Origin of the sequence: Senegalia massiliensis, assembly GCF_900626135.1 — a bacterium.
GTDB lineage: Bacteria > Bacillota > Clostridia > Tissierellales > SIT17 > Anaeromonas > Anaeromonas massiliensis.
In genome coordinates this window covers 766,058-783,875 of the sequence record NZ_LR130786.1, presented here as the reverse complement: position 1 = coordinate 783,875, position 17,818 = coordinate 766,058, and the positions used below count along the sequence as shown (strand labels likewise).

At 26.7% G+C, this 17,818-nt stretch carries 21 protein-coding genes and 1 other annotated feature; of the genes, 12 read left to right on the top strand and 9 right to left on the bottom strand.

Going from position 1 to position 17,818, the window contains the following annotated elements; translation table 11 throughout:
• Window positions 1–4: 4 nt before the first annotated feature.
• Entirely contained in the window at window positions 5–1,231 is a 1,227-nt protein-coding gene (gene tyrS, locus E0D94_RS13915) for a tyrosine--tRNA ligase (RefSeq protein WP_130808135.1), read from the bottom strand.
• A gap of 55 nt (window positions 1,232–1,286) precedes the next feature.
• Window positions 1,287–1,487, bottom strand: a binding site (T-box leader).
• 92 nt (window positions 1,488–1,579) lie between these two features.
• On the opposite strand from tyrS, the gene E0D94_RS13910 reads away from it, so the two are divergent.
• Complete coding sequence (locus tag E0D94_RS13910) at window positions 1,580–1,819, top strand: DUF2164 domain-containing protein (protein ID WP_130808134.1); 240 nt, start codon at window positions 1,580–1,582, stop codon at window positions 1,817–1,819.
• Between the two features lie 52 nt (window positions 1,820–1,871).
• Here the strand turns inward: E0D94_RS13910 and E0D94_RS13905 are convergent, their stop codons facing one another.
• From E0D94_RS13905 to E0D94_RS13895, 3 genes are all read right to left on the bottom strand, one after another.
• Window positions 1,872–3,077: an SHOCT-like domain-containing protein gene (locus tag E0D94_RS13905; RefSeq protein WP_130808133.1), complete on the bottom strand. Its 1,206-nt coding sequence runs from the start codon at window positions 3,075–3,077 to the stop codon at window positions 1,872–1,874.
• Window positions 3,078–3,098: 21 nt separating this feature from the next.
• Complete coding sequence (locus E0D94_RS13900; RefSeq protein ID WP_130808132.1) at window positions 3,099–3,461, bottom strand: DUF2089 domain-containing protein; 363 nt, start codon at window positions 3,459–3,461, stop codon at window positions 3,099–3,101.
• A gap of 249 nt (window positions 3,462–3,710) precedes the next feature.
• Complete coding sequence (locus tag E0D94_RS13895) at window positions 3,711–4,085, bottom strand: class II SORL domain-containing protein (protein ID WP_130808131.1); 375 nt, start codon at window positions 4,083–4,085, stop codon at window positions 3,711–3,713.
• A 171-nt stretch (window positions 4,086–4,256) separates the two neighbouring features.
• On the opposite strand from E0D94_RS13895, the gene E0D94_RS13890 reads away from it, so the two are divergent.
• From E0D94_RS13890 to E0D94_RS13860, 7 genes are all read left to right on the top strand, one after another.
• Window positions 4,257–5,393 (top strand): THUMP domain-containing class I SAM-dependent RNA methyltransferase, encoded by a 1,137-nt coding sequence (locus E0D94_RS13890; RefSeq protein WP_130808130.1) that lies wholly within the window; start codon window positions 4,257–4,259, stop codon window positions 5,391–5,393.
• A 91-nt stretch (window positions 5,394–5,484) separates the two neighbouring features.
• A complete protein-coding gene (locus E0D94_RS13885) occupies window positions 5,485–5,667 on the top strand; it encodes a hypothetical protein (RefSeq protein ID WP_130808129.1) in 183 nt (60 codons plus the stop codon).
• Window position 5,668: 1 nt separating this feature from the next.
• Window positions 5,669–6,226 (top strand): GNAT family N-acetyltransferase, encoded by a 558-nt coding sequence (locus E0D94_RS13880; protein WP_130808128.1) that lies wholly within the window; start codon window positions 5,669–5,671, stop codon window positions 6,224–6,226.
• 12 nt (window positions 6,227–6,238) lie between these two features.
• The gene (locus tag E0D94_RS13875) at window positions 6,239–6,481 is read left to right on the top strand and encodes a hypothetical protein (protein ID WP_130808127.1); all 243 of its coding nucleotides are present in this window, start codon (window positions 6,239–6,241) and stop codon (window positions 6,479–6,481) included.
• Between the two features lie 74 nt (window positions 6,482–6,555).
• Window positions 6,556–7,449 carry a class I SAM-dependent methyltransferase gene (locus E0D94_RS13870; RefSeq protein WP_130808126.1) on the top strand — a complete coding sequence of 298 codons (894 nt, stop codon included), beginning with the start codon at window positions 6,556–6,558 and terminating at the stop codon, window positions 7,447–7,449.
• Window positions 7,450–7,460: 11 nt separating this feature from the next.
• On the top strand, window positions 7,461–7,997 hold the full coding sequence (locus E0D94_RS13865) for a GNAT family N-acetyltransferase (RefSeq protein ID WP_130808125.1): 537 nt from the start codon (window positions 7,461–7,463) through the stop codon (window positions 7,995–7,997).
• A 15-nt stretch (window positions 7,998–8,012) separates the two neighbouring features.
• Window positions 8,013–8,552 (top strand): hypothetical protein, encoded by a 540-nt coding sequence (locus E0D94_RS13860; RefSeq protein ID WP_130808124.1) that lies wholly within the window; start codon window positions 8,013–8,015, stop codon window positions 8,550–8,552.
• Window positions 8,553–8,582: 30 nt separating this feature from the next.
• Here the strand turns inward: E0D94_RS13860 and E0D94_RS13855 are convergent, their stop codons facing one another.
• Window positions 8,583–8,942, bottom strand: coding sequence for a DUF3221 domain-containing protein (locus E0D94_RS13855; RefSeq protein ID WP_160197900.1), 360 nt, complete (start codon window positions 8,940–8,942; stop codon window positions 8,583–8,585).
• A 195-nt stretch (window positions 8,943–9,137) separates the two neighbouring features.
• Here E0D94_RS13855 and E0D94_RS13850 point away from each other — a divergent pair, with 195 nt between their 5' ends.
• The 3 genes from E0D94_RS13850 to E0D94_RS13840 are packed head-to-tail and all read left to right on the top strand — an operon-like array spanning window position 9,138 to window position 13,244.
• Entirely contained in the window at window positions 9,138–10,328 is a 1,191-nt protein-coding gene (locus E0D94_RS13850) for a hypothetical protein (protein WP_130808122.1), read from the top strand.
• On the top strand, window positions 10,309–11,505 hold the full coding sequence (locus E0D94_RS13845) for a glycosyltransferase family 4 protein (protein WP_165442979.1): 1,197 nt from the start codon (window positions 10,309–10,311) through the stop codon (window positions 11,503–11,505). Before E0D94_RS13850 ends, E0D94_RS13845 begins: the two co-directional genes overlap by 20 nt.
• Entirely contained in the window at window positions 11,502–13,244 is a 1,743-nt protein-coding gene (locus E0D94_RS13840) for a cyclic nucleotide-binding domain-containing protein (protein WP_130808120.1), read from the top strand. Before E0D94_RS13845 ends, E0D94_RS13840 begins: the two co-directional genes overlap by 4 nt.
• Before the next feature lie 36 nt (window positions 13,245–13,280).
• Here E0D94_RS13840 and lpdA read toward each other — a convergent pair whose 3' ends face one another.
• The 4 genes from lpdA to E0D94_RS13820 form a co-directional block, all read right to left on the bottom strand.
• Entirely contained in the window at window positions 13,281–14,987 is a 1,707-nt protein-coding gene (lpdA, locus tag E0D94_RS13835) for a dihydrolipoyl dehydrogenase (protein WP_242620555.1), read from the bottom strand.
• A 69-nt stretch (window positions 14,988–15,056) separates the two neighbouring features.
• Entirely contained in the window at window positions 15,057–15,407 is a 351-nt protein-coding gene (locus E0D94_RS13830) for a carboxymuconolactone decarboxylase family protein (protein WP_130808119.1), read from the bottom strand.
• Between the two features lie 100 nt (window positions 15,408–15,507).
• Window positions 15,508–15,870 carry a MarR family winged helix-turn-helix transcriptional regulator gene (locus E0D94_RS13825; protein ID WP_130808118.1) on the bottom strand — a complete coding sequence of 121 codons (363 nt, stop codon included), beginning with the start codon at window positions 15,868–15,870 and terminating at the stop codon, window positions 15,508–15,510.
• A 96-nt stretch (window positions 15,871–15,966) separates the two neighbouring features.
• The gene (locus E0D94_RS13820; RefSeq protein ID WP_130808117.1) at window positions 15,967–17,328 is read right to left on the bottom strand and encodes an MATE family efflux transporter; all 1,362 of its coding nucleotides are present in this window, start codon (window positions 17,326–17,328) and stop codon (window positions 15,967–15,969) included.
• Window positions 17,329–17,458: 130 nt separating this feature from the next.
• Here E0D94_RS13820 and E0D94_RS13815 point away from each other — a divergent pair, with 130 nt between their 5' ends.
• Window positions 17,459–17,806, top strand: coding sequence for a cupin domain-containing protein (locus tag E0D94_RS13815; RefSeq protein WP_130808116.1), 348 nt, complete (start codon window positions 17,459–17,461; stop codon window positions 17,804–17,806).
• Window positions 17,807–17,818 lie beyond the last annotated feature (12 nt).

Genomic DNA, 17,818 nt, shown 5'->3' with positions numbered 1-17,818 from the left:
TTCTTTATTTTACTATAACTTGATGATATTTTTTCTTACCTTTTTTAATTAATAATTTATTATCTACAAAATCATCAAGTGTAATTTCTTTTTTAAAATCAGTTATTTTTTCATCATTAACAGAAACTCCACCTTGTTTAACAAGACGTCTTGCTTCACCATTTGAAGAGGTAAGTCCTAAATCTGTCATAAGAGCAAGAAGTCCTATTCCATCATTAAACTTAGCCTTTTCCATTTCTGTAGATGGAATATTTGCCATATCATTTCCACCAGAGAATAATGCTTTAGCTGCTTTTTGAGCTTTCATAGCTTCTTCTTCTCCATGAACTATTTTTGTAAATTCAAAAGCTAGTATTTCTTTTGCTTTATTTATTTCTGCACCTTCAAGATTACCAAGTCTTCTTACTTCTTCCATAGGTAAGAATGTAAGCATAGCTAAAGTGTTTTCTACATCAGCATCATCTATATTTCTTAAATATTGGTATAATTCAAACGGTGATGTCTTATCAGGATCAACCCACACTGCTCCTGATTCAGTTTTACCCATTTTTTTACCTTCACTAGTAGTGAGAAGTTTAAAAGTAAGTCCATAAACTTGTTTTTGTTCTTTTCTTCTTACTAAATCTACTCCAGCTATAATATTTGACCATTGGTCATTTCCGCCCATTTCAAGTTTACAACCATATCTTTTATTTAATTCTAAAAAGTCATAAGATTGCATAAGCATGTAATTAAACTCTAAAAAAGATAATCCTTTTTCAAGCCTTGATTTAAAACATTCAGCTGTAAGCATTCTATTTACTGAAAAATGTTTACCAATATCTCTAATAAATTCAATATATTTTAAATTATCTAACCAATCTTTATTATTTGCAGCAAATCCCTTTTGTCCGTCTAAATCTAAGTATTTAGACAATTGGTTTGTAAGACCACGTACGTTTTTATCAAGTTGTTCTTCTGTAAGCATCTTTCTTATATCTGATCTTCCTGATGGATCACCTATTTTTGCAGTTCCACCACCTACTAGTGCAATAGGTTTATGTCCTGCTTTTTGCATGTGCATCATTACCATAACTTGAACAAAGTGACCTACATGAAGACTATCTCCTGTAGGATCAAATCCTACGTAAAAAGTAACAGATTCCTTGTCTAATAATTCTCTTATTTCATCTTCATGTGTAGCTTGTTCTATAAATCCACGTTCTACTAAAATATCATATATATTACTCATTTTAAAACCTCCTTATAAAATTCATTTTAAGCAATAAAAAAAGTCCTCTCAAATCCTAAAGGACGAGAAAACTCGTGGTACCACCTTAATTTACATCTATAGATGCCTCATTATACTACGTATCATGTAGAAGTCGCTATAGTTTCCTATAGAAGCTTAAGAATCGTAATTCACTTAATTTTTGGGCAGATTTTTCACCAACCAATCTGTCTCTTATTTCCCTTAAAAAAGCTACTATTTCCATCAATGCTTATATCTCTATTTTAATATATAATATATATAATAGCCTAAAATGTCAATACATATTCAAATTTTTATAATATAATATTAATAAGGGAGATGTTTTAAGTGGATAAAAAAATAAAAATTAATAAAGATAAAAAGTTAATAATGATAGGAAAAATCAAAGATTACTTTTTAAAAGAAAGAGGAGATGATTTAGGGGATTTAGCTGCTGAGTTAGTATTGGATTTTTTTATAGAAGAATTAGCTCCGGATATATACAATACAGCTATAGAAGATAGTTATACATATATAAATGATAAATTGCAGGATTTATTTGCACTTCAAATAGTAAAGAGGAAATAAAAAAATAGACTGATTCATAACTAATTTAATTAGTTATGAATCAATCTATTTTTTAATTTATGTTTATTTTACCATTAGTAGTATTTAAGTCAAATATCACTTGATTGTCAATAGAACCTTCTTTGTGAGCTTTTATATTTTGGTTTTTATTATTGTAATCATAGACTATATTAGATAGATTCAAGTCTATATTAGAATTAGTGGTATTTGCATCTATTTTATAGGGATTTTCAAATTTATCTAAATTAATGTATATCCCTGCATTTGAAGTGATAAATCTAATTGTTTTTATGGAATCTGTGTCTATATTATTTAAATGAATTTTACCATTAGATGTTTTGCTTATTACATTTATAAGTTTAGAATCTTCAATTCTTATATAAGAGTTTGAAGTATTTATATTCAATGTATTAATTTCTCCATCATTTACTATAACTTTAGCATTTTTTGTAGATAAAGTTGCCTTATTACATTTTGTGTCGTGTAAATAAATAGGAGAATTTTTAGTTGATAAATCAACGGAATAATCACAGTTTATGTCAGATAAACTTATAGAAGCATTTTTAGTAAATGCAGAAATGTTTTTAGAGTATAAATCTAATATATCTATTTTACCATTAGTAGTGTTTATTTTTATATTTTCATATTTCATATGAGGTAATGATATATCTAATTTTACTGCTATATCTGAATCAAATAAAGGTTTTAATATTATATTATTATCTGATTTATTTAAACTCATAATTTTATTTTCTGTTGATATTTTATTTTTTTTCAAATAACAAGTAGCTTCTACATAAATATAATTTTTACTCCATGGATTTATATTTATATCTCCATTTATACTTCTAATATCTAATACTGGACTTTCTATATCATTAATTTCTAATTGTATATTTTCTTCTTTTATTTCATATCGTCCTAATATATTATATAGATTATCTTTATCCATAAATGAATTAAAAGTTGACATTATTTTATCAGCAAAGGACCCTGTACCTTCAGAAAAATCCTTTCCAAATTTCTCAAATTTTTCTTCAAATTTTTCACCAAATTTATTAAAGCTACTTTCTAGTTTGTTTATTTTTTCTTCAAATTCTTTTTCCCAATCTTTATTGTGTTTAGATTTAAAATTTGATTTTGAATTATTGTTAGTTTCATTTTTATTTTCAATTGCATCTAAAAGTTTAGCAGCTTCTTCTTCAGAAATCTTACCTTCTTTTAACATTCTAAGAATCATCATTTTCTCTTCATTCACAAGAATACCTCCTAAAATAAATTATTCATTGATCATATTTAATGCTTGTTCTGCTGTTATTTCACCATCAGATAATTTTTTTAATATTTCTGTTTTACTAATTTGTCCAGTTATTTGAGGTTTATATCCTAAATCTCTGATGACATTTTCTAATTTGTTTCTTACAGTGGGATAAGATATACCCATTTCTTTTTCTATTTCTTTAATATTACCTCTGTTTTTAATAAATACTTCTATAAAGTTTTTTTGCTTAGGAGTTAATCTACAAAATTTACATTGAGTAAATTCTCCTTCAATAGTAGTACCACAACTATTACATGTAAGTCGAGTGATATTTAATTTTTTATCGCAAACTGGACATGTACCTAAAGTTTCTTTTTTCATATAATTCTCCTTTACTATAAATTTTAGAATTATCTAATAATTATTATCTTTAATTATATTATAACCTATTATTTTAAAAAATCAACACTAATATTAAAATAATTAATATAAAAATTAAAATAATTAATATAAAAATTAAAATAATTAATATAAAAATTAAAATATTTAAGAATAATATATAATATTATTTAATATTCAATTTGTGCATTAAAAAATGGACTCATATGAGTCCATTTAGAATTAAATTTATTATTTTACTTTTACTTCTTTGCTGTTTTCCCATAAACCATGTATATTACAATAACTTACTACATGAATTGTACCTGATTTATTTGTTTTAAAGTATGTTGCAACTTGAGGTTCATCAAATATATCAGATTCACCATGTGCATCAAAATTAGCTGTATAAATTTCAACTGGGAATTTTCCATCTTCTGGCTTGAAGAATATCTTAAACCACTTAATATGGTGTTCCAAAGTATTTGGATGAGCAATTTCATCTCCAATAGAAACTTTCAGCTCTGTAAGTTCACCTGCATTAATAGTATCTTCAATGTGAATTACTGGTACGTGTTTTTCACCTTTCCAGTCACCTGTTTGTAATAAATTACCTAAACTTTTCATTTAAACATCCTCCCTTAATTTTTAAAAACTTCATTCCTTAATTAATATACCCTTTTAATTATATTTAACACAAAAAAATTAGCTTTGGCTAAGAAAATTTAAAATTAGATATAATAGATAATAAATAGTTTTTCTGATAAAATATAATTAGTTATATGAAGGAGAGGTTTGATGAACAATATTAAATTAATAGCAACAGCTACTTTTGGGCTTGAAGCTATAGTTAAAAGAGAAGTAGAAAGTTTAGGATTTAAAGATATAGAAGTAGAAAATGGTAAAGTTATATTTTCTGCAAAGCTAGAAGATGTTCCAAAAGCTAATTTATGGCTTAGAACTGCTGATAGAGTTTTATTATTAGTAGGAGAATTTAAAGCTTTATCATTTGAAGAGTTATTTGAAAACACTAAAAAACTTCCATGGGGAGATTTAATAAGTAAGGATGGAGAATTTACGGTAACAGGTAAATCAATAAAGTCAAAATTGTATAGTGTTCCTGATTGTCAATCAATTGTAAAAAAGGCAATAGTGGAAAAGATGAAAGAAAAGTATAGGACAGATTGGTTTAGTGAAACTGGTGCTAAATATACTGTTCAAGTAGCTCTTCTAAAAGATATAGCAACACTTACAATAGACACTTCTGGAGTTGGACTTCATAAAAGAGGATATAGAAAAGAAGCTATGGAAGCACCACTTAAAGAAACACTTGCAGCAGCACTTGTGCAGTTGAGTTTCTGGAGTCATGATAGAGTATTATTAGATCCATTTTGTGGTTCAGGTACAATCCCAATAGAAGCAGCAATGATAGGAAGAAATATTGCTCCAGGATTAAATAGAAAATTTGCATCAGAAGACTGGGATATAATTCCTAATGATTCTTGGAAAAAAGAAAGAATAGAAGCATTTAAGTCCATAAAACACGATAGAGACTTAAAAATATATGCATCAGATATGGATAAAAAAGCAATAGATATAGCAAAAGATAATGCTTTTAAGGCAGGAGTAGATGATTCAATTGATTTTAAAGTAAGAAGATTTTCTACAATAAATATAAAAAATAAATTTGGAGTAATCATAACTAATCCTCCATATGGTGAGAGACTAGGTGATAAAAAAGAAGTAGAAGAATTATATAAAGATATGGGGAAAGAATTTAAAAACCTAAGAACATGGTCAAAATATATAATAACTTCAGATGAAAATTTTGAAAAGCTTTATGGGAAAAAAGCTTCTAAAAAGAGAAAATTATATAATGGTAGAATAAAAGTAGATTATTATCAATACTTTGGACCAAAGCCTAAAAAAGATTAAGAAATAATTTCTTAATCTTTTTTTGTAAATATAAAGGTTTTTAATACATAAATATAGAATATTAAAATAATGATTGATGGGGGTATTTATAATGGGAAATGTACAATTTAGGAATATGAGTTTTTTATTAATAGTTGGTGTCTTACTGCTTAAAATAACTATAGGAATACCTGATTTTGTTTTAATAAGTGGAGTGATAATTAGCATAATATTAAGGTTAATTTCTATGCCAATTATAAAAAGTTACATATATAAATTAAAGGGAGACGATTAAAATGCTAAATCATAAAGGAACCATAGTTTTAGAAACTGAAAGGTTAATATTAAGACCATTTAAAGAAGAAGATGCGGAAAAAATGTATAGTGGATGGGCAACAGACACTGATGTTACAAGATATGTAACATGGGCACCACATGAATCAATAGAAGAAACTAAAAAGCTAATAAAAATATGGATGGAAGAAAATAAAAGTATAGAAAATTATCATTGGATTATAGAGTTTAAAGCTAATAAAAATATAATAGGAACAATTGGACTTTTAGGAGTAGACAATAAAAATGAAAATAGTGAAATAGGGTATTGTATAAGGAAAGATTATTGGAATAAAGGCATAACAACAGAAGCATCTAAAGTAGTATTAAAGTATGCTTTAAATGAAGTAGGATTTATTCGTGTGACAGGAAGACATGATATAGAAAATCCAGCTTCAGGGAAAGTTATGGAAAAGTGTGGGTTTAAATATGAAGGTACACTTAGAAAGATAATTAAAAATTCAAGAGGTCAATTTGCAGATTGTAAGTATTATTCTGTACTTAAAGGTGAAGTTATTTAAGAGGTGACAAACATGTTAGATATTAATAATATTGAAGTTCAAAGGGGTATAGGTGAATATAATAAATATTGTAGGGATAAAAGTGTTGTAAAAAACAATAATTTTTTTATAGCAATCCATAATAATGAAAATATAATTGCTACAGGAGAGCTATATATAATTAGTCAGAGGGTTTCTAAGTTGAATATTTATATAGAAGTAGAAGGAGCAGATAAAGAAAAAGTAACCAATTTATTTATAGATGAAATATTATAGATGTAGAAATTATTTTGAAAGTATAGAAAATGATTAAGGAGAAATAAGATAGAAGGATATTTTAGGGGGTACCTATGGAAAATAGGAATTGGTCTGAGAAAATACAAAGTATATATAGTTTAGATACTAGTAGAGATTTAAGGTTTACAGAAAATAAAATGGAAGAGATAATTGAATTTATTAGAATTAAAAATGCAAAGGATATATTAGAGGTTGGATGTGGAACTGGTACTTTTACTAGAAAGATTAGGAGATATTTACCTAAAGATATAAAAATAACTGGTTTAGACATGGATCATAACTTTATAAATTATTGCAGAAGGAACGCTGAAAAAGAAAAATTAAGTAATATTCAGTATATTGAAGGAGATGCATTATCATTACCTTTTAATAATAATACTTTTGATGCGTGTACATCTCATACTGTAATAGAACATGTACCAAACAAGAAATTCTTGGAAGAACAATATAGAGTATGTAAAGAAGGTGGATATGTATCTATATTAAATATTAGACCAGAGTTAGCCTTAACGAGTAAAGATAATATTACACTAACTACTAGGGAAAAAGTTCTCATGAAGAAAATAGGTCTATATACAAAAAAAGTAAAAGATGAATTAAAGGTAGGAAAATATTTTGATAACCCTCAAAATATATTAAGATTATTTGAAAAAGTTGGGTTTAAAGAAATACATTTAGATACGCTTAATTATGTTAGTTGTACGGATGATGCTAGAAATTCTTATAAAAGAAAAAGACTAATAATAGAATCAGAACATGAGAGTATATTGGAGTTTATAAATATGAGTATAGGTGCAAAAGAAAGTATATTAAATGTTAAAGAGAAAGATGAATTAATGGGATTAATTAGTGAAAGATATGTTAAAAGAATAAATATGTTAGATGAAAATAAAAGACTTTGGGATTTTAATATATCTCCCATGATAATTATTAGTGGACAAAAATGAGGTGATTGTAAATGAGAGAAGTATTACTTAAAAGCAACAATAAACTTCTAATTAGAGAGACTATAAAAGAGGATGCAGAAAAATTAATAAATTATATACAGGAAATTTCTGCTCAATCTGACTTTCTTACATTTGGTAGGGGAGAATTTAATATTTCTGTTGAAGAAGAAGAAAAAATGTTAGAAAATATTTTGGCTTCAAATAATAGTCTAAATATAATAGCAATAATAGATAATAAAATAGTTGGAAATTTGACCTTTAGAGGTGGGCATAGACCAAGGATTAAGCATACTGGAGAATTTGGAGTAAGTGTATTAAAAGAATATTGGTGCATAGGTATAGGGAAAGAACTAGTAAAGCATTTGATAACTTGGGCAGAAGATGGGGATATAATTAAAAAAATAAATTTACGAGTTAGAGAAGATAATACAAAAGCTATAGAATTGTATAAAAAACTAGGATTTAAAAAAGAAGGTATAATAACAAGAGATTTATATTTAAATGGAAAATACTATAGTTCAATACAAATGGGGTTGGAATTAGATTAAAGGGAGGTAGCTTAAATGAAAAAGAAAATTGGAGTATTAATTTTTTTCTTAGTAATATCTGTCATGTTATCAGCTTGTACTGATGATAATGAAGATGTTGAAAATGCAAAAGTAGAAGAGTTAGAAGAGAGAATTTATGAACTTGAAAACAAAAATGAAGAATATGAGAAAAATCAAAAAGAATTAGCAAAAGGATTATTTAGATATGAATTAAGTATTGGTGATGAAGAAATTTTAAATAGTGAAATTACAACAGATAAAAAAGAATTTTCAATAATACTTAGTGAGAGATATCCTAATATTACAACTCAAAATGAAAAGTTAAATGAAATTATAAAATCAGGAAAAATAAGTGGAAATCATTATAATGAACATATAAAATCCTTAACTCCAAAACCAAATGAAGAAACTATGACAGATGGTACAATAGTTACTGCATTTCATTATATATATAAAGATTTAAAAGTTGGAGATACTATAAAAATAGAAATAACAGATCAATTAAAAGAAAGATTAGGATTTAATTCAAATACTGTAGAAATCACTGTAGAGTAAAATATAAGACTAAATTATAATAATTTAGTCTTATATTTTTTCATCTAATATGTAAATTTTTTTAGCATCTGCCTGAACTGGATATGACTCTCTTACTCCACCTTCAAATATTATCTCAACCATCAGACCTTCTTCTAAATCTTCTATATTAACTTTTTTAGTTCCATCATAAATTGTTGTGTTACTGTCTACATAAACAGATGCTTTATCATATTCTGTGTCAGATTCTTTTTTTCCTTCCACATAAATAGTATAGGAAGAAGTATTATTAGCTTCTATTTTTTCTATTTCTCCTCTTATACCTATAGCTTCATTTTTCATTTCTTCTGTACAACCTACAAAGAATAATATGGTATAAAGTATTAATAAAGTAAAAATTAATTTTTTCATTAAAATCATCCTTAATATTTAATATTATATATTCTACCCATGTAAATATAAAATATTTCTGTAAAATACAAAATTAAAGTTAAATTTTCAGAAAATTGGGTATAAATACAGAAAATAATGGACCAGTAGGCTATTTATAAGTCTCAGGGTTCATTTTTATTATAAAATTTTAGTGAATAAGGGGGATCTTGATAAATGAATATTTCAATAGCAATGATTACAAAGAATTTTAACTTTAATACTGGATTAGATGATTTTCTTAAAAATGCAGAAAAATTTGGTCATAAGATCTACTCTGTTATAGTGGTGTATTCTCATAAAATTGATAAAACTACACTTAAATACTTTAGTAAAAAAGTAAAGGTTCATGCTGTAAAAATAAATGATAAATCAGACTTATATAAAGATCTACTTTATAAAGGAGTTTCTTCTAAATATATAAATCGTTTATTAAAGGTAAAAACATTATCAACTGATGGAATAGTTCCATATGGAATAAATAGAAATCATGCTATATTAAAAGCTATGCTTACAGGCACTGATATATTATTCTTCATAGATACTGATGTATATCCTTATGTTTTGAGAAAAGAAAAGGGACAAATTATAAAAGAAGAAATAGACTTTATAGGTGCACATATGACTTATATGAAGAAAGAAAATATAATAGTAACTACATCTGATTATTCAGGCTATTATATAATACCACCTATGGAGTTTGAAGGTATGAAGGAACTTTTCATAGGGCTTCAAAAAGAAATTATATATGAATATATTAAGAGTTACAATGTTCACAATTGTCTGAAATTAGATAGTGAAATTAAAGAGCCTTTTGTTACTCACAAAATATTAGGTGGAAATTTAGCTATAAAACTAGAATCATTTGATAAATTGCCACCATTTTATTCTTCATATTACTCACCAGATGGCAAAAATAATGTACTATCTAGAGGCGAAGATACAATTTTAGGATTAAAATCTAAAACAATAAAAGAAGATTTTATAGATATAGATGTTAAGATATTTCATGATACTTATAATAATTATCCTAATGTGCCAGATATAAAAAATAATAAAAATATTAAAGATAGATTTTACTATGCATGTCTTGGTTGGATAGGAAGAAATCCATTTTTAAATTGGTTAATAGACGAAGATTTATCAAATATAGAGGAAGAACAGTTAAAAAATATAAAGTTTGGAGCTTTAAAATTATCAGAATATTTAAATGACGATAGGTTTCTAATATTACCAGAAGCTTTAGAAAATAGTTATAACAACTTGCCTCATGTTATAAAAGATTACAAGAAAACTATTAAAAGTTGGGAAAAAACTATGATTAAACTAAAAAAAGGAGATGGAATATATGAAGATATTATTAATTAATCACTTTCCCCTTGAAGGTTCTGGAAGTGGTGTATATACAAGAAATTTAGCAATAGAACTTACTAAAAGAGGAAATGAAGTGAGAGTAATATTTCCAGAAAATGAAAAACCAAGAGAAGAAATATTTGAACAAAGACCAATATATTTTAAAGGTTTAAATAGTACTGATTGGGATTTAGATTATGATTTTCCATGCTTTACATCTCACCCAAGAAGTATGAATACTTATTATGATTTAAATGATGAACAAATGAAAAATTATATTGATATATTTTTAAAAAGAGTAAAAGAAGAAGTAGATGACTTTAATCCTGATATAATTCATGCTCAACATTTATGGATTGCACCTTTTGCTGCTTCCAAAACAAAAGTACCTTATGTTGTAACAGCACATGGTACAGATTTGAAAGGATTTAAAAAAGATAGTAGATATCATAAATATGCTTTAGAAGGGGCAAGAAATGCATCTAAAATAATAACTATATCAAAACAAGTTGATAGTGAAGTTAAGTCTTTATATGGAGTAAATGATGAAGATACTGAAATAGTTATGAATGGATATGATGAAGAATTATTTAAACCAATGAATTTAGATAGAAAGAAAATTTTAAATAATTTTGGAGTAAATACAAGTCCTGATTATATAGTATCCTTTGCAGGAAAACTTACACATTTTAAAGGAGTAGATGTTTTAGTAAAAGCAGCTAAAACTTATAATAATAGCATAGAGGGTAAAACTGTTGCTACATTAATTGCAGGAAATGGAGAACTTTACTCAGAGCTAGTAGAATTAAAAGATAGATTAAGCATTAAAAATCTTTTCTTTTTAGGTCATGTAAGTCAAAAAAAATTAGTGGATTTATATAATATTGCAGATGTAAGTACAGTACCTTCTAGGGTAGAGCCTTTTGGACTTGTTGCAATAGAAGCACTTGGTTGTGGAACTCCTGTAGTAGTTACAAACCAAGGGGGACTTGTAGATTTTATAAATGATGATGTAGGAACTCTTATAGATGTAGATGATGATATGGAACTTGCATCTGCTATAAAAAATGAACTTACTAGAAATGATAAAGAAGAAAGAAGTAAAAGATGCTATAAATATGCTAAGGAAAACTTCTCATGGAAAAACACTTTAGATAATCTAGAAAAAATTTATGGAGGGGTTAAGAAATGAGAGAAACTGTAGTTATACCGACATATTGGTCCCGAAAATCAACTGAAGGATGGAAAAAAGGAGATGCAATATATGATCATCCTACTCCTGTAGATAAGGAAGGAACATTAAAGAGGACCCTTGAAAGTTTGAAAAATTTAAATGATAAAGACTTTAAACTAGTTATACTTTTATGTCCTACAACAATAGATATAGAGAAAGAAGCTGAAGAAAAGGTTAAAGATATAATAAATAGTGTAGATATGGGAATTGAAACTTTTCTTTTTACTCCAAGAAGTTTAAGGACTATAAAAAGTATTTTTAAATCTTCTGATTTAAAAAGAGAAATAATAGATATGATGAGTTTGAAAGGATATTCTAATGTTAGAAATATGTGTCTTTTTTCAGCCCATATACTAGCTTCAGATGTAGTGATTTTAATAGATGATGATGAAATAATTGAAAATAAAAATTTCATATCTATGTCTAAGAAGTATATAGGTAAAAGGATATATGGTGAAATTATATATGGAGTTGCTGGATACTATCTAAATAAGCATGATGAATATTATGATGATGTAGATATGGAGCCTTGGATGACATATTGGGATAGGTTCGGTAGTAAAGCTAAAGCATTTGATAAAATTATAGGTTGTGAACCAAGATTAAAACAAACTCCTTTTGCTTTTGGTGGAGCAATGGTAATTCACAAGAATCTTTATCAACTTATAGCCTTTGACCCTAATATTACAAGAGGGGAAGATATTGATTATTTAATTAATTCAAAGATGTTTGGATTTAATTTCTTTTTAGATAATAAGCTTTCTGTAAAACATCTTCCTCCTAAAAAAAATCATCCAGTATGGCAAAGATTTAGAGAAGATATTTATAGATTTATGTATGAAAGAGCAAAGCTATCTTCACAATATGCTGTAAATAATATGACCATAGTAAAACCAGAGGATTTTGATCCTTATCCTGGTGAGTTTTTAAAAAATGATTTAGAAGATAAAATATATAAGACCAATGTATTATTATCCTTAGAATATTTAGCAGAAGGTGATATGGAAGCTTCAAAGGAGACTATGAAAAATATTTATATAAGTAAATATGAAGCAGTAAAAGAAAAAGATCCTTTTACTCAATATAGACATATACAAAAAAAATGGCAAAAAATAATTGATTTTACTATACAAAATAGATATCAAATTAGAAAAATAATGGAAAGTGATAATTTATCTAAACAAAATATAGATGCTAAAGAAAAACAAAAAAATATGAGTTTAGAAGATAAGACAAATAAAATAAAAAGTATAAAAGAATTTGGAATTTTTACAGAAGAAGAAATAAAAGAAATCGCACAAATTACAAATATTAAGTTTTTTAATGACAATGAAATGGTATTTAAAGAAGGAGAACAAGACTCAAAATTTTATATAATAGTAGATGGATGTATAAATATATTTAAGCGTAATGAAAAAAATGAAGAAATTTCTTTAGCAACACTTTGTACAGGAAATTTTATAGGAGAAACTGCAATAGCTACAGAAAAATACTATGTAAATGGTAAAGCAACGGAATTTTTAACTGTTTTATCTTTAGAGCAATCACAAATTGAAGAGATAGTTAGGTCAAAACCACAAATGGGAATGAAGTTTCTTCAAATATTTGTAGAGAAGCTTTCTTATAAATTAGGAAAAACAAATAAACTTTATGCAGATTATTTACTTCAAACTTCTCATTTAGAAGATATGAGTTAACAAAAAAAGAATTGGTTTAAACCAATTCTTTTTTTGTTAATTATGAATAGCACCAGTTTCGGTACTTGCTAATATAGACTCATATATAGATTCTGCTGTTGTAGGGTGAGCATGTATAGTATTCATTAAATCTATATCTTTTAACTTATTTTTTATAGCTAAAGCTATTTCATGAATTAAATCTGTAGCATGAGGACCTATTATAGAACCACCTAATATAACTCCTGTTTGTTTGTCCTTAATTATTTTAACAAATCCTTTAGATTCTCCTAATGTTAATGCTTTTCCATTTGAGGAAAAAGGAAATTGACCAATAGAAACGTCTAAGCCTTTTTCTTTAGCTTGCTTTTCATTTAATCCAACTATTGCTATTTCTGGATCTGTAAATATGGCAGAAGGTATAACATCATATTCCATATCTACATCTTTATCTAAAATATTTTCTACAGCTACTACAGCTTGGTGAGACGCTACATGAGCTAGTTGAATTTTATCTGTAACATCACCTATAGCATATATATTAGAAATATTAGTTTGCATTTTAGTATTTACTTTTATTCCTCTTTTATTATCATTTTTTTCAATACCTAACTTTTCTAAATCTATTTCACCTAAATTTGGTTCTCTCCCTACAGATAATAACACTTTATCACTAGTAATATAATGTAACTTATCATTTTTGCTGAAGGATACAATACTTTCTTTATCTTCAGAATCAATTATTTCTTCAGCTTTTGATGAAGTATATATTTTTATTCCTTTTTCTTTTGCTATGGAAGTAATTTCTGAAACTATATCATTATCGATATTAGAGAGTATATCATTCATATATTCAATAACAGTTACATCTACTCCAAAGTTATTGAAAAGAAAAGCAAACTCCATACCTATTACTCCTCCTCCTATGATGGTGAGTTTTTTAGGTAGTTTATTTATATCCAGTATTTGTTTGCTAGTTAGAACATTTTTAGACTCAATACCTTTAATTGGTATCATAGATACTTTAGAACCTGTAGCTAAAATTATATTTTTAGTATTTATAGTTGTTTCTGTATTATTAGATTTTACAAATACAGTGTTTTTATTTAAAACTTTAGCATCTCCTTTATATAAAGTAACATTATTATTATCAAATAAATATTCTATACCATTAGTTAACTCTTTGACTATATTATTTTTTCTAGAAACTACTTTTTTTATATCAGCTGATATATTTTCAGCACATAATCCAAATTCATTTATATTCTTTAGATTGTCATACATTTTAGCTGAAGTTACAAATGATTTTGTAGGTATACAACCCCAGTTTAAACAAGTCCCACCTACTTTTTCTTTTTCGATTATAGCCACTTTAGCTCCCATTTTTGCAGCATAAATAGCAGCTACATAGCCACCTGGACCTGCACCAATAACAGTGATATCCATATCTATTTCTTCTTTTTTAGGTTTCATTAATCCACCCATATAATTGAATGTACTTTTCTTTTTAGTAGAAGTGTTTTTTAATTCACCATCAACTGTTATAAGTATGTCATCTTTTTTGACTGTATCACCAGTTTCAACCTTAACTGATTTAACAACTCCAGAAGCAGTAGAGGTTATTGTTTTATTACCTTTATTAGATTCTATATCTAATATTTCATCTCCTGATTTTATATTATCATTAACTTTTACATATATTTTTCCTATCTTTCCACTATTAGAATGTCCAGATAATTTTTCAAGTTTAATATCAATTAACATTTTTCTCATCCTTTTCTAATAAATATTAGAGAAAGACAGTATTTCTACTGTCTTATATACCTATCTAAATTATTTAAAGTCTTTTTCAAATTCATTTAATGACTCTTTTAATAATGTTACACTATATGCAATTGAAGGGCCACCACCAAAAGCTACAGCAACCATTGCAGATTCAATTATTTCTTCCCTTGTTGCTCCTGCTTCAAGTGCTTTATAAGTATGGAAGACAATGCAATATTCACATCTGTTATAGCAAGCTATAGCTATACTCATTAACTCTTTAGTTTTTAAATCTAATGCTCCAGGTTCATATGATGCTTCTAAAAGTCCCATAAAAGCCCCTACATGCTTTTCATTAGATTCTGCTAATTCTTCTAATCCACCAGTGAAATCATTTAACATTTTTCTTACATCTGCCATTGTTAACTCCTCCTAAATTAAATTAATATTTTAATATACTTAGTATAGCAAGTAATTTGTTAATTGTCAATCAATAATAAATAAAAAAGTAAACATAATATTATTTAATATTATGTTTACTTGCGTTTGAAACCATTTTATGAAGTACATTCATGAATATTTCCAATTCATCTTCTTTTATACCTGTTGATATTAATTCATTAAATTTTTCTCCCTCTGGTAAAAGATGTACTCTTGTTTCTTTTCCTTTTTGAGTTAATATTATATTTATAACTCTTTTATCAGATTGATTTTTTTTACGTATAACTAATTTTTCTCTTTCCATTCTATCTATTAATCTAGCTATAGTAGATTCTTTAATATTCATAAGTTTTGCTAAATCTCTTTGATTAATATTATTGTGTTTTCCTAAATAATATAGTGCAATCCATTGCACTCTAGTAACTCCTTTTTGATTAAGAATTTTATCAAAGGTTTCAGTAATGATTTTAGTGGAGTTATCTGTAATATAAGATACTCAAGTATCCAAGTTGAACAAAATAATCACCTCTTATTAAATTTAACTAAATTCTTGTTTTATTATTTTATTTTCCCATTTTCTAGACAAATAAAGAATAAATCCTATTAAACATACAGATGCATTACTTAATATCATTGCAAACCATACTGATTTTTCACCTAAAGTGGTAAAGTTTTTAAATATAAGTATCAAAGGTATTCTAAATACCCATAGTCTAGAACCCATAATAAGCATTGCCATGATTGTATGTCCAGAGCCTTGAAAAGTACCATTGAACACTTGAAATATTCCCATTAAAGGTAAAGAAGCAGATATAACTCTTAAGTAAAATGTAGCTTGTAATATTACATCTTCACTATTTGTAAATAAATTTATGATTTGTGGTGCTGTTATAAATACAATAGTTCCCCCTATAATTAAAAATATTGTAGCAAGTGCTGCACTAGTTTTTACAGCTTTTCTTGCTCTTAAAATATTATCCTTACCTAAATTTTGCCCTACTATTGTAGCAAGTGCACTACCTATTCCCATAGCAGGCATGAGAATAAGTGAATTTATTCTATTACCAATTATAAATGCTGTAAGTGTAGCACTTCCAAATGATTTTACAAATACATTTAATACAGCAAATCCAAGAGAGGCAGTAGATTGACCAATTGAAGATGGAAGTCCTACTAAAATAATCTTTTTAAGCCAATATTTTTTAATTTTTAAATGAGACTTATTTAATCTTATACCATCATCTTTTGTAAATAAAATATACATGGCATATATTGCAAGTATTCCTCTTGCTAAAACTGTAGCAATTGCAGCACCACTTACGCCTAAATTAAATACAAAAATAAAAATAGGGTCTAAAATTATGTTTAATGCTACTGAAAAACCTACAAGAACCATAGGAGTATAAGTATCTCCTTGACCTTGCTTTATTGCTTTAAAAGCAAAAAATATAAACATTGTTGGAAGTCCCAAAAGTATTATTCTTAAAAAATCCACACTATAATTAAACAATTCTCCTTCTGCTCCCATTATTGAAACAATAAATGGGGTAGCAAAAAAACCTAATATTCCTAAAACTGTAGAAGAAATAAAAGAAAATGAAATAATTTGACCAGCAACAACTTTTGCCTGATCATTATCATTAGCACCTGTATACTGAGAAATTAGTGCTGTTCCTGCTATTGAAAGACCCACTGCAATTGACATCATAAAAAAAATAATTGGCCAGACAAAACCAACTGCATTTACTTCTATATCTCCAAGTCTACTTACAAAAAAAGTATCTGTTAAATTATAAATTGTCTGTATTAAATTATTTATCATAAGCGGAACAGATAAAGTTAATATGACTTTTGCCATATCTCCTTTTAATATTAATTTTCGTTTTTCAGTATAGTCCATAGTGTCCCCCTTAATTATAGTTACCTATAGTATATCAAAAGTTATTTCGAGCATCAAAATAAATTTCATTTATAGTATATTATAGGGTATAATAAATATATACTAAATTTATTTATGAGGAGTGTTTATTATGATAGTATCTCATGAAAAGAATGTAGAGAAAGTAGAATTTGATAATCCTGAAGTAAAAGGTGCATCAATGAAAGCTATAATATCACCAAAAGAAGGATGGGAAGGTCACGTAATGAGAGTGATGGAGGTAGAAGAAGAGGGCTATACTCCAAAGCATAGTCATCCATGGCCTCATATTAATTATATGTTAGAAGGAAAAGGAACACTATTTATAGATGGAAAAGAACACGAAGTTGAGAAGGGTTCATATGCATATGTACCTGAAAATAAACTGCATCAATTTAAAAATGTAGGTAAAGGTAAGTTTAAATTTATATGTATAGTACCTGAAAAAGGGCATAAATAGGATGGTTAACCA

Excerpts from the sequence above, each read along its gene's own strand:
- tyrS (WP_130808135.1), bottom strand. The coding sequence starts at position 1,231 with ATGAGTAATATATATGATATTTTAGTAGAACGTGGATTTATAGAACAA.
- E0D94_RS13900 (WP_130808132.1), bottom strand. The coding sequence starts at position 3,461 with ATGAAAAAAGAAACTTTAGGTACATGTCCAGTTTGCGATAAAAAATTA.
- E0D94_RS13895 (WP_130808131.1), bottom strand. The coding sequence starts at position 4,085 with ATGAAAAGTTTAGGTAATTTATTACAAACAGGTGACTGGAAAGGTGAA.
- E0D94_RS13890 (WP_130808130.1), top strand. The coding sequence starts at position 4,257 with ATGAACAATATTAAATTAATAGCAACAGCTACTTTTGGGCTTGAAGCT.
- E0D94_RS13885 (WP_130808129.1), top strand. The coding sequence starts at position 5,485 with ATGGGAAATGTACAATTTAGGAATATGAGTTTTTTATTAATAGTTGGT.
- E0D94_RS13880 (WP_130808128.1), top strand. The coding sequence starts at position 5,669 with ATGCTAAATCATAAAGGAACCATAGTTTTAGAAACTGAAAGGTTAATA.
- E0D94_RS13875 (WP_130808127.1), top strand. The coding sequence starts at position 6,239 with ATGTTAGATATTAATAATATTGAAGTTCAAAGGGGTATAGGTGAATAT.
- E0D94_RS13870 (WP_130808126.1), top strand. The coding sequence starts at position 6,556 with ATGGAAAATAGGAATTGGTCTGAGAAAATACAAAGTATATATAGTTTA.
- E0D94_RS13865 (WP_130808125.1), top strand. The coding sequence starts at position 7,461 with ATGAGAGAAGTATTACTTAAAAGCAACAATAAACTTCTAATTAGAGAG.
- E0D94_RS13860 (WP_130808124.1), top strand. The coding sequence starts at position 8,013 with ATGAAAAAGAAAATTGGAGTATTAATTTTTTTCTTAGTAATATCTGTC.
- E0D94_RS13855 (WP_160197900.1), bottom strand. The coding sequence starts at position 8,942 with ATGAAAAAATTAATTTTTACTTTATTAATACTTTATACCATATTATTC.
- E0D94_RS13850 (WP_130808122.1), top strand. The coding sequence starts at position 9,138 with ATGAATATTTCAATAGCAATGATTACAAAGAATTTTAACTTTAATACT.
- E0D94_RS13845 (WP_165442979.1), top strand. The coding sequence starts at position 10,309 with ATGAAGATATTATTAATTAATCACTTTCCCCTTGAAGGTTCTGGAAGT.
- E0D94_RS13840 (WP_130808120.1), top strand. The coding sequence starts at position 11,502 with ATGAGAGAAACTGTAGTTATACCGACATATTGGTCCCGAAAATCAACT.
- lpdA (WP_242620555.1), bottom strand. The coding sequence starts at position 14,987 with ATGTTAATTGATATTAAACTTGAAAAATTATCTGGACATTCTAATAGT.
- E0D94_RS13830 (WP_130808119.1), bottom strand. The coding sequence starts at position 15,407 with ATGGCAGATGTAAGAAAAATGTTAAATGATTTCACTGGTGGATTAGAA.
- E0D94_RS13820 (WP_130808117.1), bottom strand. The coding sequence starts at position 17,328 with ATGGACTATACTGAAAAACGAAAATTAATATTAAAAGGAGATATGGCA.
- E0D94_RS13815 (WP_130808116.1), top strand. The coding sequence starts at position 17,459 with ATGATAGTATCTCATGAAAAGAATGTAGAGAAAGTAGAATTTGATAAT.